Consider the following 13330-nt stretch of genomic DNA (forward strand, 5'->3'; position numbering starts at 1 on the left):
ATGCTCACAGCTTTGGGTGAGCATGCTGCTTCGTTTGACGTTGGCGCGTTCAGAACATGCTTGCTCAAAGCTGCAAGCATGGCACGTTGAGAAGAAAACTCGCTGAGCCAAGTAGTGATGGTATCAGAGTCCTGTTCGGGCATCGGGCAGTATGAGGCGGTCACTCGAAATGCAAAAGAGCCTTCGAACTTCCTCGAAGGCTCTTTTGCGTACTTCGGCTCTGTAAGGAAATTACTCCGGCTGAACCAGCAGTTTGGCAGGTGGAACATTCGCTGCGATCTGACTGAAGGCGGCGATCATCTGATCGTGCATTTCTTCGATGGTCGAACCGCCTGGAACATTGATCCAGATACCTCCTGCAGCGAATGCCATGGCTTTCATCAGTTCGCGGTCTGCGTCCGCACCGACGGTCATCGTGTGGACGATGATCCCCTTATCAATACATTGCTTGATCTCGTAGAAGGCATACTGTTCGTTTTTGTCGCTGGTCGAATAGTTGGCCGAGCCATTGCCATCGTAATCGGTCAGTTTGGCCCAGCTCCAGTCATTCGGTAGTGACCAGTTGCTTGGAGCACGGTTGGCGTTACCGTCAGTAATCAGCAGGATGGTCGGACGAGCACCGAAGCGTCCTTTCGCATCAAGGACTTCGCGGGCTTCTTTGACCCCATATCCGATACCGGTGTAGATATCGTAGTGACCGGCTTGCTTATGTTTTTGAATCGTATCGAGTGCGTCATAATCGCTGGTGATCCATTTCTCACCCAGGTCGACGGTCGGCAAGCCGGTGCCGGACAGACTGTGTTCGACACGAGCCTCGTTATCATAAGTGACGATACCAACGTGATCGCCAAATTCGAGATCTTTCAGGAACGACAGGAACAGCGACTGGCCATTCTTCATCGCATGGAATGGATAGCAGGGAGCTTTCCAAAGGTCTTTGGTCTGGCTGTTGCGAGGCTTATTGGCCAAGAGATAGTCAATGAAGGTGATTCCGCCGTACATCTCTTTATAATTCGCGTTATTAACATTACCGTTGCTACGGCAGTAGTTAATGTAGTCATCCCATGTTCCTGAGGCGTACGGATAAGGTTTGCTATTTAGATTAAAACATGTTCGGACTGCAGAATTGGTATCAGCGAAGTAGTGTAATTGAGCCGAGTTACTTGGATTGACGAACTTCTCCCCGTAGCCTGGTCCATCACCGCTTGCGTTGCTTCCTGACTTGATCCATGCCACACTGATCAGTTTGCCGGTGTTTGAACCTGTCCCATAAAAAGTTCCTGTTTTTCCAGACAGTCCGTCCCATTTTTCATGGACGCCATCATTGAACTCCAAGACCACATTGGAGAGGTCTTTTGTCGAGCTGACATAGATGGTCTCTCCTGAAAACGTGACATCGATATGTGGTATGGATCTGCTCGCATCCTGCCCGCTCACGGTGACATCTTGAGTCAAGTAGCCACTTTTTACCCATACTTCGTTAATTTCCAGTCCACTCTTCGACCCTGTTCCACGCCAGGTTCCTGAGCTCGACCCTGAGGTCGTAAATGTTTGGGATGATCCGTTCGAGAATTTTACTTTTACATAGGTAATTTCTTTGGTCGACTGAATATCAACTTCGGTCACTCGGAACGTTACATCGACTTTCGCTTCGTCGGATGATGATGGAGACGGACCTTCGATCTTCAAATACTGTGGCTCAAATTTCATCTTTCCCAAGTCGAGAGGCTGCAGAGAGTCGAAGATCTCTTTCATATTCGCTTCGAGAGCCACTTTGCCAAACGTGTCGTATGACTTCAGCTGGCTGTCGTAGTTCATTGATCCGGAGAAGTCCAGAACGCTCACGATATCCCGAGCTTCCACGAATGCGATCGCATTGGCGGCCAGTTCGGCATAGCCACTTCCGAAGTACGAAGCAAAAAACAGCTTCAATTTACCATCTGGCTTGCTGGTGTCGGGATTGTTGCGACGAATATTGACTTTGACTGTGTTATAGGATTCCCCATCCGTATAAGGAGCAGTGCCCCAGCGGATTTCGAAATTCCCGCTGGCCCCCAAGTTTTCGTTGAACACACGTTTTCCAAACGCGACATCAAGATCTTTGTCGATCCAGCAGCCGTTTAATTCGGCGACCTTGAATGCCATGTCTTTGGCGGCCTCGATAGAAAGGGCATTGATATCGATCGTTTCGCCGTTTTGTGCCTGCGTACTCGCTTCATCGACGGCGACGATAATCTGTTGAGCAGCTGCCAATGCAGCGGCATCAGCGGCATTCTGCAGTCGAGTCTTTGTCAGCGAGACAACCCCCAGGTCGATGCTGAGCGCCATGAAACTCATAACCGTTGACAACGCCAGCAGAGAGACGACCATGAACGCCCCTTTGCGGGACGTTGAGGCTTCGCTCCATATTTTCAATGCGAAGGCTGTCACACTTCGAGATGAAGCAGCATTTCCTGGCTTCAAAGAGTTTATAGATGACTTCATGGGTGCAACCTCTGAATGAAAACGGGATCGTCGTGGTGGAGATTGTCAATGTTTCGGAACGAGATGAGAAAGACCAGTTTGTCGTCAGTCGCTCGTCAGCTGAATACGTCCTGCTCGTAAGACGATTCCTGCGACAATCGTCTGGCCGCCCATGACTTGAGACGGGTAATTACTGACGTCTGAGTAATCGATGGAAGCAGAAATCTGAAACAGCTGGTTCATATTGTCCTTATCAGCCAGATCAAACTGTTGTCCCTGATTGGAACCTTCTGCATGAGTGATGGATAATGTCACATGCTCAGATGGGATTCCGGAGGCTTGCAGAAAGTTGCGAATATCGGAGATGACCTTGTCGTTTGGAGACTGACCTTCCGCGACAACGTCCGTCCAATCCGTAGCCGCCAGACGTCCTCCTTCGCGGATGGCAGACGTCAGTTTGTTGGACACATCGAGCGCATTTCCCATTTCAACGACGCCCAGGATCAAGCACAGAATGACCGGGGCGATTACTGCAAATTCAACCAGAGCCGCCCCGCGACGGTCTTGAGGCTGTGACGAACGAACGCGTCGTGACATGAGTCGCTGGGAATGATTTTTTCGAACGACCTTCATGGTGTGTTCCGCATACTTTCAGACTTGGAGGAACATTTATTCATGACGCTGGGCAGACTGACCAGAAAGAGTCAGGTTCTTCGCCCAGAAGGGAGGAAGAAGCGCGACCTGGTCATAGGGAACTGTGATCCTCACCAGAAACAAATCGCGAGGTTCCATGGTGTCTAAGGTGGCGTCTGGCAGCGTGGAGTAGTTGACCTTGCTCGCGTCAAAATTCGCAGCATCGAAGACAGAGGCGTTCTTGATATCGATCGTGACGTTTGCTGTTGAGAATGCTTTCTTGATCGTATCCTGAGCCAATGTCCGGACTTGTGCCGTCGTGATACCGTCTGCGACACCGTAACGGGCTGCCTTACGAGCTGTTGCGTTCAGTGTGTTGATCGTCATATAGACGTGACCAAACTCCACCACACCCGCCATAAAGATGCCGAAGACCGGCATGACGACAGCCATCTCGACGAGTGCCGCACCGAGGCGGTTTTCGCGTTGTTGGGATCGTTTTATGAGTCGCTGCATGACAATCATCTTTCACGTCGTTTCGAATGAAGGCGGGTTGAATCGCCTGCCGACGGAGTGCGCCGACGTGAAAGATTAGTTCGCGTTTTTCTGAGTGACGCAGAATTCCAGACGATTTTGTTGGTGATGACGATCAGCGCGGGAGCAAAGCAGTTGAAACGCTTAAAAACGTTGACCAAAAGCATCAAGCAACGGGACAAAGTCCCTGATGGAAATCAATCGGGTCTACTCCAACAAGCGATAACAATAACCCGATTTCAGCACAAAGACTGTCAGAATCAGCAGTTGGGTGGTATTCCCTCATTGGGAACGGTGGCGACGTTAGCGACGATGACAGGCGTACCGAGTTTAACGGCATCCACGAGAGTTCATGAGAAAGAGGACCGTCATGGATGACTCGGTCAGCATTGTTTCAGTTGCCGGAAGGTTTTTTGATCACAGTCGGCGTAGCAGTGGGTGGAACTGGATTGGGCTGCACAGGTGCAGGTAAAGAACCGGCTGGTTTGTCGTCGTTCGGTTGGCCAGCTTCGGGCTTGGCGACTTTCTTTTTACCTGTCGGAATCAACTCAACGAGGATCGCCGTGCCTTCCGCAGGGATGGCTTCCGATTTGGCTTCGTAGGACAGGCTGGCATTGGTGGCAGAGCTCAACTCGGCAATGTCAATCGTGGCAGCAGAGAAGTTCGCGACACAGACCAGTTCACCACCTTCGCCGAGATAAAATCGCTCTTTGGTATCAGGATCAACAAAGAACCCACTGCCCGCGAAGACAAAGTCTGCGGTGAAATCCTTAGGCTGTGACTGCTGATGCAGTTCCTTGATGGCATCCTGGAATGTCTTGTCATTGGAAAGAGCGAGGTTGGCTTTCAGTTGATCGTCAGTCATAACTCCGTAGGAAAGAAGCTGATGATTGCGATCATCGAAAACAAGGTCACCACCTTCTGGAATTTTCATGCCGGCAGGAAGCGCCTTCAGATCCGTCCCGAAATATCGACGAGTCGAAGTTCTCATCCACGATTTCGCATCAGCTTCTTTCTTCTCCCCAGTTTTCGGATCAAGGTAGGAAACTTTGATTTCGACAATCTCACCTTGAGGAGGAACGAACTGAGGCTCATATTGGACCGGTCGGCCTGCTTCTGCTCCAGCGGCCAGAAGACCTCCATGGAAGGCGAACGCCGTGCTGTCGACGGAGAGGATCGATTCGTGTTCCTTCGAGTTCTTCTTACACAGGAACAGTTCGAGCATGCCGTCACGCAGGCAGACAATGGTCTTCAGGTAAAGTCGCTTGTTCGTTTTATCGAGATAGACGGTCTGCTGAGGATTGAGTGCAACCGCCGTCGTCGGCATGTCGGGATACTTCAGCTTGGCGGGGTCGATGTTCGCCGCTGGCGCGGGAGCAGGCCCACCGAACTGAGCTTCAGCGACTGCAGGGATCAGCCACAGCGACATCAAAGCAGCCCCGGCAAAGATCCGACCCAACCGAGAATATCGTAGCGGGTTCGCGATGATGCTCATGAGACTGCCTTTGTGTTTGTCGGTGAGTGAGTTCGCAACCAGTTAATCAGATCTGCAATGAACTGATCGCGCGTCGGTTCAAACTCGAGTGTATGACGGGTTCCCGGATAGCTGACCAGTTGCTTGTCAGCTACGCAAAGAGCTTCGTACCATTGACGTGTTCGATCATTGTCTATGATTTCATCCTCATCCGCCAACATCAAGAGGACAGGCAGCTTGAGTTCGAGATTCTGTTGACTTGTTCGTTCGGCAAGTTCCTGGCTGATCCGAAAAAATGAAATCGAGGCCTGTCGCAGCATTTCACGATCATTCGACAGCCACTTCACAAACTCCGGCGTGCGTGTAAACAATTCCGGGGTGTTCGTCGGAATGTCACGCTTCGCATATCCCAGGATGTCCCGCGCGAAGATGGACAACAGCAGACGCTGCATTCGCGTCGGTTGAAAATGACTGTGGATCCCTGGATACAACAGCGCCAGTCCCGCGAGTTCCGAATAAGGACTCTTCGCCTTTGTCGCATTCCTGTTCCAGTCAAGCGCCGTCGCGACCGCCAGTCTTCCACCCCAACTGATTCCACCGAGGAACAAGGGCGGTAACGGTGTTCCCTCCGTCAGCGGAAACTCGCCTCGAACGAAATCCAAATGCGCGAACAGATCCCTCTGCAACTCTTTGACGGAATTCGCATGCCCACGGTCTTGTCGATTCAACCCGCTCCCTCGACGATCAGGAAACACGACTTCAAACCCCGCCTCCGCCAGCCTCTGACAGGAATACCCATACCAGCCCCCATGCGATTGAATCCCATGCAGTAACAACACCGTCCCCTGGTGCAGTCGCTGCGGCTTCCAATAACGAACATGATGCAGATACCCATCGTCATCCCGAAAACTCATCAACCGAGCTTTCAAGAGACACTCATGCGGCAGTTGCATCGAAGCAGGCTTGATCTCTGTCTTCATCTATCTTTCCTGTCCCTTCTCCCCCGGGGAGACTCTATTCTGTTCCTTCTCCCCCGGGGAGAAGGTGTCAGCGCTTCGCTGACGGATGAGGGAACTCTGCAAATTTCATTAACACTTTCATCTGTCTCTTCACGCCGCCCCCGTCATCTCTTCCAGCACCCTCGCAAACGCTCCATAAATCCCGTCCCCAAACAACACGATCTTCACTTCCGCTGGCCGATTCTCGCGATCCAGAAATTCGACAATCGTCTTCAACGACACCTCCGCCGCCTGATCCTGGGGATACCCATACACGCCGGTACTGATCGCCGGAAACGCGACCGACTGACACTCATACTCAACAGCGATTTTCAAACTGTTTCGATAAGCCGCTGCGAGCATCGCTGCTTCCTGATGCAGCCCTCCCTGCCAGATCGGTCCAACAGTGTGAATGACAAACTTTGCAGGCAGGTCTCCCGCTGTCGAAATGACTGCCTGTCCCGTCGGACACCCCTGCGGATACTTTGCTTTTGTATCCGCCATGATGCTCGGCCCTCCAACCCGGTGAATTGCCCCATCCACGCCTGCTCCACCCGCCAGCCGGGTATTGGCGGCGTTGACGATGGCATCGACCGCAACTTTCGTCAGGTCCCCCTGCATCAACTGCAGTCGCGTCTGACCGATTTGCACCTGCATCGTAATATTCTCCTCGAAATCGACGCCCACACATCTCTAGGAGAACGCCCGCAACACTGTTAATCTTCATGTCAGAACCCGTCCCTTCTCCCTTGAGGGGAGCCGTGTCTCGTCCCTTCTCCCTTGAGGGGAGAAGGTGCCCGAAGGGCGGATGAGGGTGAGCGATAGGTACCGACAGATTTCCAACTATGTGGTCAGTCGTCTGGCAAGAATCATCTCCTCTTCACACATCTCAATCATAAACCGTCCCGTTACGGCTCGAAAGCCAACATCCGCACGAAAGATCAATCAGGAACGTGATGAAGATTCTGCAGGTGATTCCAACTCTGGATCAGTCAGGCGCGGAGAAACAATTCGCGATCCTGTCGACCGGCCTGCCACGTGATCAGTACGACATCCGCGTCGTCACGCTGACCCGCAAAGGACACTACGCGACCGACATCGAAGCAGCCGGCATCCCGATCATCAACCTGCAGAAACGCTGGAAATTCGATCCGCTCTCCATGCAGAGACTCAAACGCGAGATCAACGCCTTTCAACCCGACATCGTTCACAGCTGGCTATTTGCTGCCAATGCCTACGTCCGCCTTGTCTCACCGAAAAAACGCCGACATCGCATCGTTGTCAGCGAACGCTGTGTCGATGTCTGGAAAGCTGGCTGGCAGAAGTGGCTCGACCGCAGACTTATTGCCAAGACTGATGCTCTCGTCGGCAACTCCGTCAGCGTCACCAACTTTTACCGCGACCTTGGTGTTCCCGCTGACAAGCTCTCTGTCATCAAAAACGCAATCCCGCTCGACGAGACTGTCTCGAAAGTCGACGCCCGTCGCGAACTTCTCGCGAAATACAATCTCCCCGATGATGCCTGGCTCATCGTCTACGCAGGGCGTCTTGCGCCGCAAAAACGACTCCCAGACCTCCTCTGGGCCATTCAGGTCCTGCGCCAGATCGATCCCCGCGCCCACCTGCTGATCGTCGGCGATGGCCCTCTTCGCAGCGAACTCGAACTCAAAGCCGAGCGTCTTGAATGTTCCAACTTCGTACGTTTCCTGGGACACCAGCCGAACGTCCCCGGAATACTCGCCGCCGCCAATTGCTTCTGGCTCGGCAGTGAGTTTGAAGGGATGTCCAACAGCCTCCTCGAAGCCATGGCGACAGGGCTTCCTGTTGTAGTCAGCGACATCCCGGCTAACCGAGAACTCATTACACATGACACAAACGGCTACGTCGTCAAACTCGGCGATGGAGTCGGTTTTGCGCAGTTCACTAACAAACTGATTCAAGAACCCGAGACCGCTGCCCGTTTCGGTGCAGCATCCAAAGATCAGATACACACCGAACACTCTCTGACGCGTATGATTTCAGAATACGAGACTCTTTACCGTCGCTTGCAGGAAAGCTAACCCAACGAATGTGCGGCATTGCAGGAGCAGTCTGGTTTGACGAGAAACTCGCCGTTTCCGACTCAACGCTAAAAGCGATGACCGATGCCATCTCGCATCGCGGTCCTGATGATGAAGGCTTCTATCACACTCACCTACCACAAAGTGGCGTTGCTCTCGGCCATCGAAGACTGTCGATTATCGACCTCGGATCTGGACACCAGCCTCTCTCCAATGAAGACGGCACTGTCTGGATTGTCTTCAACGGCGAGATTTATAACTACCAGGAACTCCGCCCTGACCTCGAAGCCCGCGGCCACAAATTCAAGACTCACTCCGATACCGAAGTCATCATCCATCTCTACGAAGAATATGGCCCCAAGTGCCTCAACTTCCTGCGTGGCATGTTCGCCTTCGCAATCTGGAACGAGAAGACGCGGGAACTCTTCCTCGCCCGCGACCCCCTCGGCAAGAAGCCTCTTCACTACCGCTACGAAACATCATCCAACAACCAACCCGGTCGCCTCATCTTTGGCAGCGAACTCAAAGCCCTGCTGCAAGTCCCCGGCGTCCCGCGAGAGGTCGATCCCGTCGCGATCGATCTCTATTTGACGTACCAGTACGTCCCACATCCCCACTCGATCTTCAAAGGCTATTCGAAACTCGCACCGGGGCATTACGCCCTGATTTCTCCGAATCGCATTGAAGTCGAGCGCTACTGGAGCCCACCATACAACGAAGCAGACCAGTACCGCCGTCGTCAGCCCGAGGAGTGGAAAGCCGAACTGCGTGAAACCCTCACAGACGCGGTGAGATTGCGCATGCGCAGCGATGTCCCCATCGGCGCCTTCCTCTCGGGCGGGATCGATTCGACAATCACCTCGGGCCTGATGCAGTCCCTCTCTCCCCACCCAATTCACACGTTCTCGATTGGCTTCTCCGACAAGGACTACGACGAAACACATTTCGCACGCGAAGCCGCCCAGCGTCTCGGCACGCATCATCACGAGTACGAAGTCACCCCCGATGCCATCTCGATGATGCCCGACCTGATGTGGCACTACGACGAACCCTTCTCCGACAGTTCCGCCATCCCGACGATGTATCTCTCTCGCGTGACCAGACAGGAAGTCACGGTCGCCCTCTCCGGCGATGGTGGCGACGAACTCTTCGCAGGCTATGGCCGTTATCGAGCCGTCGAACTCGCCCAGCGCATTGACTCGCTCCCACTTAGCATCCGACAGGGACTCGCGAAAGCATCTTCCTTCCTCCCCCTCTCGACAAAACCCGGAACCATCGTCCGACGTGGCAGACGCTTCCTCGAACGCATGGCCGAGACGCCATTAAAACGCTATCTCAACTGGGTCGGCGTCTTTCCTGATGAACCACGGCGCGAACTCTACCGCCCGGAATTCCTGGCCCAACTCAATGGCTTTGAAGCCGTCTCATTCCTCGAAGACGCGATCAAGTTCGCCAGTACCCGTGACTACGTCACCCAGATCACCTGCGTCGACACTCTGACGTATCTCCCCTGCGACATCATGACCAAAGTCGATATCGCGAGCATGTCCTGCGGCCTCGAAGCCCGCTGCCCGTTCCTCGATGTCAAAGTCGCAGAACTCGCAGCCCGCATGCCAATCGAACTCAAGCGCCAGGATCATCTCGGCAAATCAATTCTCAAACAAACCTTCTCCGACCTTCTCCCTGTCTCCATTCAAAACCGCGGCAAGATGGGCTTCGGCGTTCCCATCGGCCCCTGGTTTCGAGGACCACTGCAGCCTTTCCTGCGAGACGTCCTGCTCTCTCCGACTGCCATCAACCGAGGGATGTTCCGCGAAGACGTCATCCGAAAAATGGTCGACGAACACACCACCAGCAAAGCCGACCACGCCTACCGTCTCTGGAACCTGCTGATGCTAGAACTCTGGTTCCGCGAATTCCACGACCGCATCCCTGTCCCTTTTCCCTTGCGGTGAGCTGCATCTGTGTCCCTTCTCCCTTGAGGGGAGTAGGTGCCCGAAGGGCGGATGAGGGTGGGCGCTAGGCAATCATTCGCCCCCGATAAGCAGTTCGACTCCAGCGGAAACGTAGGGTGCTGGTGAGTCCGCGAACCGCACCAAATCCGCTTTCAAATCTTTGTGAACCTTGGAGCGATTCTAGTCTTCGTGGTGAACTCTCTTCGCCTGACTACTCAACTCGAATCTTCACGACCGAACCCAGCGGAACTTCCGGCCAATGAGCACCATGAGGCTCGATGACGACATTCACATACGTCTTCTCGACAGGTGTCGCAGCCTTGCCGGAATTGCTCGCCACGCGAGCGATTTCACGCACCCGGCCATTCGATTCAAAGTTCCCCGGGAAGATCAGAGTCACTTTCTGACCTGTCGCGAAGTTGCCAATCTCGGTCGTGTCAATCTGAGCATCAATCGTCATCTGATCGAGGTCATAGATTGAAACGAGTGTCTGTCCTGGGTGAGCAGCCTGTCTGGCTTTGACGAAACAATCCCCCATCAGGCCATTGACCGGAGAGGTCAGCTCAGGATTTCCCAGCGTCGATTCGAGTTCAATGCGTCGTGCTTCCAGTTGCTCCAGTTGAGCCTGCTTATTGGCAATTCCGAGAGCTTGAAACACGAGCTGCTTAGCCTGTTGGACTTCGGCATCCAGTTGCGCCAGTCGAGTCTCACACAGCGAAACTTGCGTCTTGGAGACTTCCAGTGAGTTCATCGTCGATGCATATTTCAGCATCGTGAGGATCGTTTCCTGTTCGGGATTTTTATCGGCCAGCCATTCTTCAGGAGAGATCTGTCGCAGGGTGACATCAGGTACCATGCTCAACGAGTTCGAGGCGAAGCGCTGCTGATCGTCTTTCTTGAGAACCTGCTCCCAGGCCATCGCGGTCACTTCAGCGGCATAAACAGCCTGCTGATACTCTGCCAGTTGCATCTGGGCCGAGTAGATCTGCTGATCAATCGTGCGCTTCGAAGAACCAATTTCCAGCTCCGCCTGAGCCGTCAGTTGTTCGCATTCCCCTTTGAGAGCAGTAATCTGCAGACCAAGTTTAGCGAGCTCTTCACGAATCCCGTCATCAGCCAGCGTCACAACGACTTCACCTTTGCGAATCGCGCTGCCGGTTTTCTTGTGAACCTTGCTGATGAGAAGTTGATCGTCAGCCGTCAGCTCGTAAGGCTTGGCTTCGAGAACTCCCTGGAACGACTGCTCAGCCTGACGCTGCAGGGCGACCGTCAGTCCGATCCCGGCGACCAGTGCACACGCTGCAAACGCCACCACGCGAAGGAAACCAGGGTGAGAGAGTTGCAATGTGTGTCCAGCCATGGAACAGGAAGAATCGTTCGTTGGTGAAGCTTCGTGTGATTGCATAATCGCTCGTGAATCCCGTCGTGAAAGCCAGTGTCGAGATCGTTGTGGACAAAGAGACGTTGCCCGATCTCAACGACGCTCATCAAGCGGTTGAGTCAACTTCCTGTGTAGAGGGCAAATGCGTGTTTGAGACATCCTGTTCACGCGGCTCTATTAGTTTTCGTCCGACGATCCTCTGGTCATGCAACGATTTACGTCGGCAAATCCCTGCTTTCAGCCATGCCCGATCACAGATACGACAATCGTTTTTGTCAGTCTGAGACGTTACCAGACGCGACTTTTCGCCAGCTTGCCGATACGCTACGTTCATTAGATGACCCGCAATCCGTAACCCTTGACTGGCTTCCCCAGATTGACATGAGCGTCCAACTCGAAGAAGTCGATCACCTCGTTTCGCGCCTGCTAATGCGTGCGGAACTGGACCAACCTCCCTTCGATGCCCTCGAAATCGCGAAACGACTCCGAATTGATGTCATCATCGACAACGATCAGGCCGGACGCGCGCGACATAAATTATTGCGAGGGCGCTCGACGATCTTCGTCAAACAGGATGACCGCGCAGAACGTCTTCAATGGTCGGTCGCGCATGAACTTGGTGAAATCTTCAGCTTTGAACTCAAGATCGACGCCACAGAAACCGCCATCGATTCCGGCATCCGCGAACAGATCGCCAGCGAGATCGGCACCCGTCTCTTGCTCCCCGAACCGGTCTTCTCAACGGCCGCCCGCGCATCCCGCCTGGATCTGTCCGAATTGAAAGAACAGTTCGCAACCGCCAGTTACGAACTTATTGCCCGACGACTCCTCACCGTCGGCGTCCCCGTTATCGTCAGCCAGTTCGATAACGGACGCGTCGTCCGCCGTTCTTCTCCGAACGGAAAAGTCAGCCAGCGTCTGTCCCCGCTCGAACAATCCAGCTGGCAACAAGCTCACGCCACCAGCCAACCCCAACAACTCTCCGATGAAACGATCCTGACCCGCACTTATCCGATCCACGAAGCCAACTGGAAACGTGAGTTCCAGATCACTACTCCCATTGAATAGTCGGCTGCACTATGGCCGACCGAGCGTTGAACACTTTAACGCACTCACACTTTCCTTGCTGCCGCCGACACCTCAATCACACGCCCCTCCGCAATCACGTACACCCGGTCCGTCAAGTTCGGTCGCATGACCTGATGGTCAATAAACGCCGAGAACGCCGGCAGTACGGCATGCTCTTTTGAAAACAAAAACCCAGGCATCACATGATTCCCCAACCCCGGTGCACTTAACCGAAACTTCGGATGCAAATGCCCCGCGACCACATACCGCCCCCTCACCGCCTCCGGATGATGCTGGAACCGAAACGGCCCTTCATCCAGTTCATCATGCACATCGATCCCCCAACGGGTTTCAAATCCGCGCATCACCTTGCGATCATGATTCCCTAATACCAACTGCAAGCTCACTGTCGCGTGGTTTGCTCGCCAGGCATCAATCTTTTGCAGTGTCCCCTCTTCATTGACATGCTTCCCATGCACCAGATCCCCCAGGATCAAAACCCGAGTCGCTCCTGTCCTTTCAATCAACATCGATAGCCGTGTGAGGTCCTCTCCCAGACAATCCGGCAGTGCCAATCCGAAATGCCGAAACGTCGCTTCTTTCCCCCAATGCAGATCGGAGACAATCAAAGCCCCTGCATCACCCCAATAAATCGCACGTCCGGGTAGCAACTCCAGCGAACACCCGCAAACCTCGACCACATGTCCCTCGACATGATTCTCAATCATCTCGTCACCTCCGTGCGTCATGAAACTCATCCGTGC

At 53.7% G+C, this 13330-nt stretch carries 11 protein-coding genes; 3 read left to right on the forward strand and 8 right to left on the reverse strand.

Annotation, left to right across the window (positions count from 1 at the left end; all coding sequences use genetic code 11):
• Nucleotides 1-231: 231 nt before the first annotated feature.
• The 6 genes from SH248x_RS00680 to SH248x_RS00705 form a co-directional block, all read right to left on the reverse strand.
• Nucleotides 232-2484 (reverse strand): vWA domain-containing protein, encoded by a 2253-nt coding sequence (locus SH248x_RS00680; protein ID WP_459556585.1) that lies wholly within the window; start codon nucleotides 2482-2484, stop codon nucleotides 232-234.
• Between the two features lie 84 nt (nucleotides 2485-2568).
• Nucleotides 2569-3096 carry a TadE/TadG family type IV pilus assembly protein gene (locus SH248x_RS00685; RefSeq protein WP_459556586.1) on the reverse strand — a complete coding sequence of 176 codons (528 nt, stop codon included), beginning with the start codon at nucleotides 3094-3096 and terminating at the stop codon, nucleotides 2569-2571.
• A 36-nt stretch (nucleotides 3097-3132) separates the two neighbouring features.
• Nucleotides 3133-3612: a TadE/TadG family type IV pilus assembly protein gene (locus SH248x_RS00690; RefSeq protein WP_459556587.1), complete on the reverse strand. Its 480-nt coding sequence runs from the start codon at nucleotides 3610-3612 to the stop codon at nucleotides 3133-3135.
• A gap of 412 nt (nucleotides 3613-4024) precedes the next feature.
• A complete protein-coding gene (locus SH248x_RS00695; protein ID WP_459556588.1) occupies nucleotides 4025-5125 on the reverse strand; it encodes a YdjY domain-containing protein in 1101 nt (366 codons plus the stop codon).
• Nucleotides 5122-6084 carry an alpha/beta fold hydrolase domain-containing protein gene (locus SH248x_RS00700; protein ID WP_459556589.1) on the reverse strand — a complete coding sequence of 321 codons (963 nt, stop codon included), beginning with the start codon at nucleotides 6082-6084 and terminating at the stop codon, nucleotides 5122-5124. The genes SH248x_RS00695 and SH248x_RS00700 overlap by 4 nt, the downstream gene beginning before the upstream one ends.
• Before the next feature lie 129 nt (nucleotides 6085-6213).
• Nucleotides 6214-6759: a macro domain-containing protein gene (locus tag SH248x_RS00705; RefSeq protein ID WP_459556590.1), complete on the reverse strand. Its 546-nt coding sequence runs from the start codon at nucleotides 6757-6759 to the stop codon at nucleotides 6214-6216.
• A gap of 299 nt (nucleotides 6760-7058) precedes the next feature.
• Here SH248x_RS00705 and SH248x_RS00710 point away from each other — a divergent pair, with 299 nt between their 5' ends.
• Nucleotides 7059-8162, forward strand: a complete 1104-nt coding sequence (locus SH248x_RS00710) for a glycosyltransferase family protein (protein WP_459556591.1) — start codon at nucleotides 7059-7061, stop codon at nucleotides 8160-8162.
• Nucleotides 8163-8170: 8 nt separating this feature from the next.
• Complete coding sequence (gene asnB, locus SH248x_RS00715) at nucleotides 8171-10117, forward strand: asparagine synthetase B family protein (protein WP_459556592.1); 1947 nt, start codon at nucleotides 8171-8173, stop codon at nucleotides 10115-10117.
• A gap of 211 nt (nucleotides 10118-10328) precedes the next feature.
• On the opposite strand, the gene SH248x_RS00720 is transcribed toward asnB, so the two are convergent.
• Nucleotides 10329-11477, reverse strand: coding sequence for an HlyD family secretion protein (locus SH248x_RS00720; protein WP_459556593.1), 1149 nt, complete (start codon nucleotides 11475-11477; stop codon nucleotides 10329-10331).
• A gap of 402 nt (nucleotides 11478-11879) precedes the next feature.
• On the opposite strand from SH248x_RS00720, the gene SH248x_RS00725 reads away from it, so the two are divergent.
• The gene (locus SH248x_RS00725; protein WP_459556594.1) at nucleotides 11880-12566 is read left to right on the forward strand and encodes a M78 family metallopeptidase domain-containing protein; all 687 of its coding nucleotides are present in this window, start codon (nucleotides 11880-11882) and stop codon (nucleotides 12564-12566) included.
• A 44-nt stretch (nucleotides 12567-12610) separates the two neighbouring features.
• On the opposite strand, the gene pdeM is transcribed toward SH248x_RS00725, so the two are convergent.
• Nucleotides 12611-13315: a metallophosphoesterase family protein gene (pdeM, locus tag SH248x_RS00730; protein ID WP_459556595.1), complete on the reverse strand. Its 705-nt coding sequence runs from the start codon at nucleotides 13313-13315 to the stop codon at nucleotides 12611-12613.
• Between the last annotated feature and the right edge of the window lie 15 nt (nucleotides 13316-13330).

The sequence above is a fragment of the Lacunimicrobium album genome (assembly GCF_052161635.1).
Classification (GTDB): Bacteria; Planctomycetota; Planctomycetia; order Planctomycetales; family Planctomycetaceae; genus SXPC01.

What these genes read in the sequence shown, in the direction of transcription:
- SH248x_RS00680 (WP_459556585.1), bottom strand. Translation starts at nt 2,484, where the DNA reads ATGAAGTCATCTATAAACTCTTTGAAGCCAGGAAATGCTGCTTCATCT.
- SH248x_RS00685 (WP_459556586.1), bottom strand. Translation starts at nt 3,096, where the DNA reads ATGAAGGTCGTTCGAAAAAATCATTCCCAGCGACTCATGTCACGACGC.
- SH248x_RS00690 (WP_459556587.1), bottom strand. Translation starts at nt 3,612, where the DNA reads ATGCAGCGACTCATAAAACGATCCCAACAACGCGAAAACCGCCTCGGT.
- SH248x_RS00695 (WP_459556588.1), bottom strand. Translation starts at nt 5,125, where the DNA reads ATGAGCATCATCGCGAACCCGCTACGATATTCTCGGTTGGGTCGGATC.
- SH248x_RS00700 (WP_459556589.1), bottom strand. Translation starts at nt 6,084, where the DNA reads ATGAAGACAGAGATCAAGCCTGCTTCGATGCAACTGCCGCATGAGTGT.
- SH248x_RS00705 (WP_459556590.1), bottom strand. Translation starts at nt 6,759, where the DNA reads ATGCAGGTGCAAATCGGTCAGACGCGACTGCAGTTGATGCAGGGGGAC.
- SH248x_RS00710 (WP_459556591.1), top strand. Translation starts at nt 7,059, where the DNA reads ATGAAGATTCTGCAGGTGATTCCAACTCTGGATCAGTCAGGCGCGGAG.
- asnB (WP_459556592.1), top strand. Translation starts at nt 8,171, where the DNA reads ATGTGCGGCATTGCAGGAGCAGTCTGGTTTGACGAGAAACTCGCCGTT.
- SH248x_RS00720 (WP_459556593.1), bottom strand. Translation starts at nt 11,477, where the DNA reads ATGGCTGGACACACATTGCAACTCTCTCACCCTGGTTTCCTTCGCGTG.
- SH248x_RS00725 (WP_459556594.1), top strand. Translation starts at nt 11,880, where the DNA reads ATGAGCGTCCAACTCGAAGAAGTCGATCACCTCGTTTCGCGCCTGCTA.
- pdeM (WP_459556595.1), bottom strand. Translation starts at nt 13,315, where the DNA reads ATGACGCACGGAGGTGACGAGATGATTGAGAATCATGTCGAGGGACAT.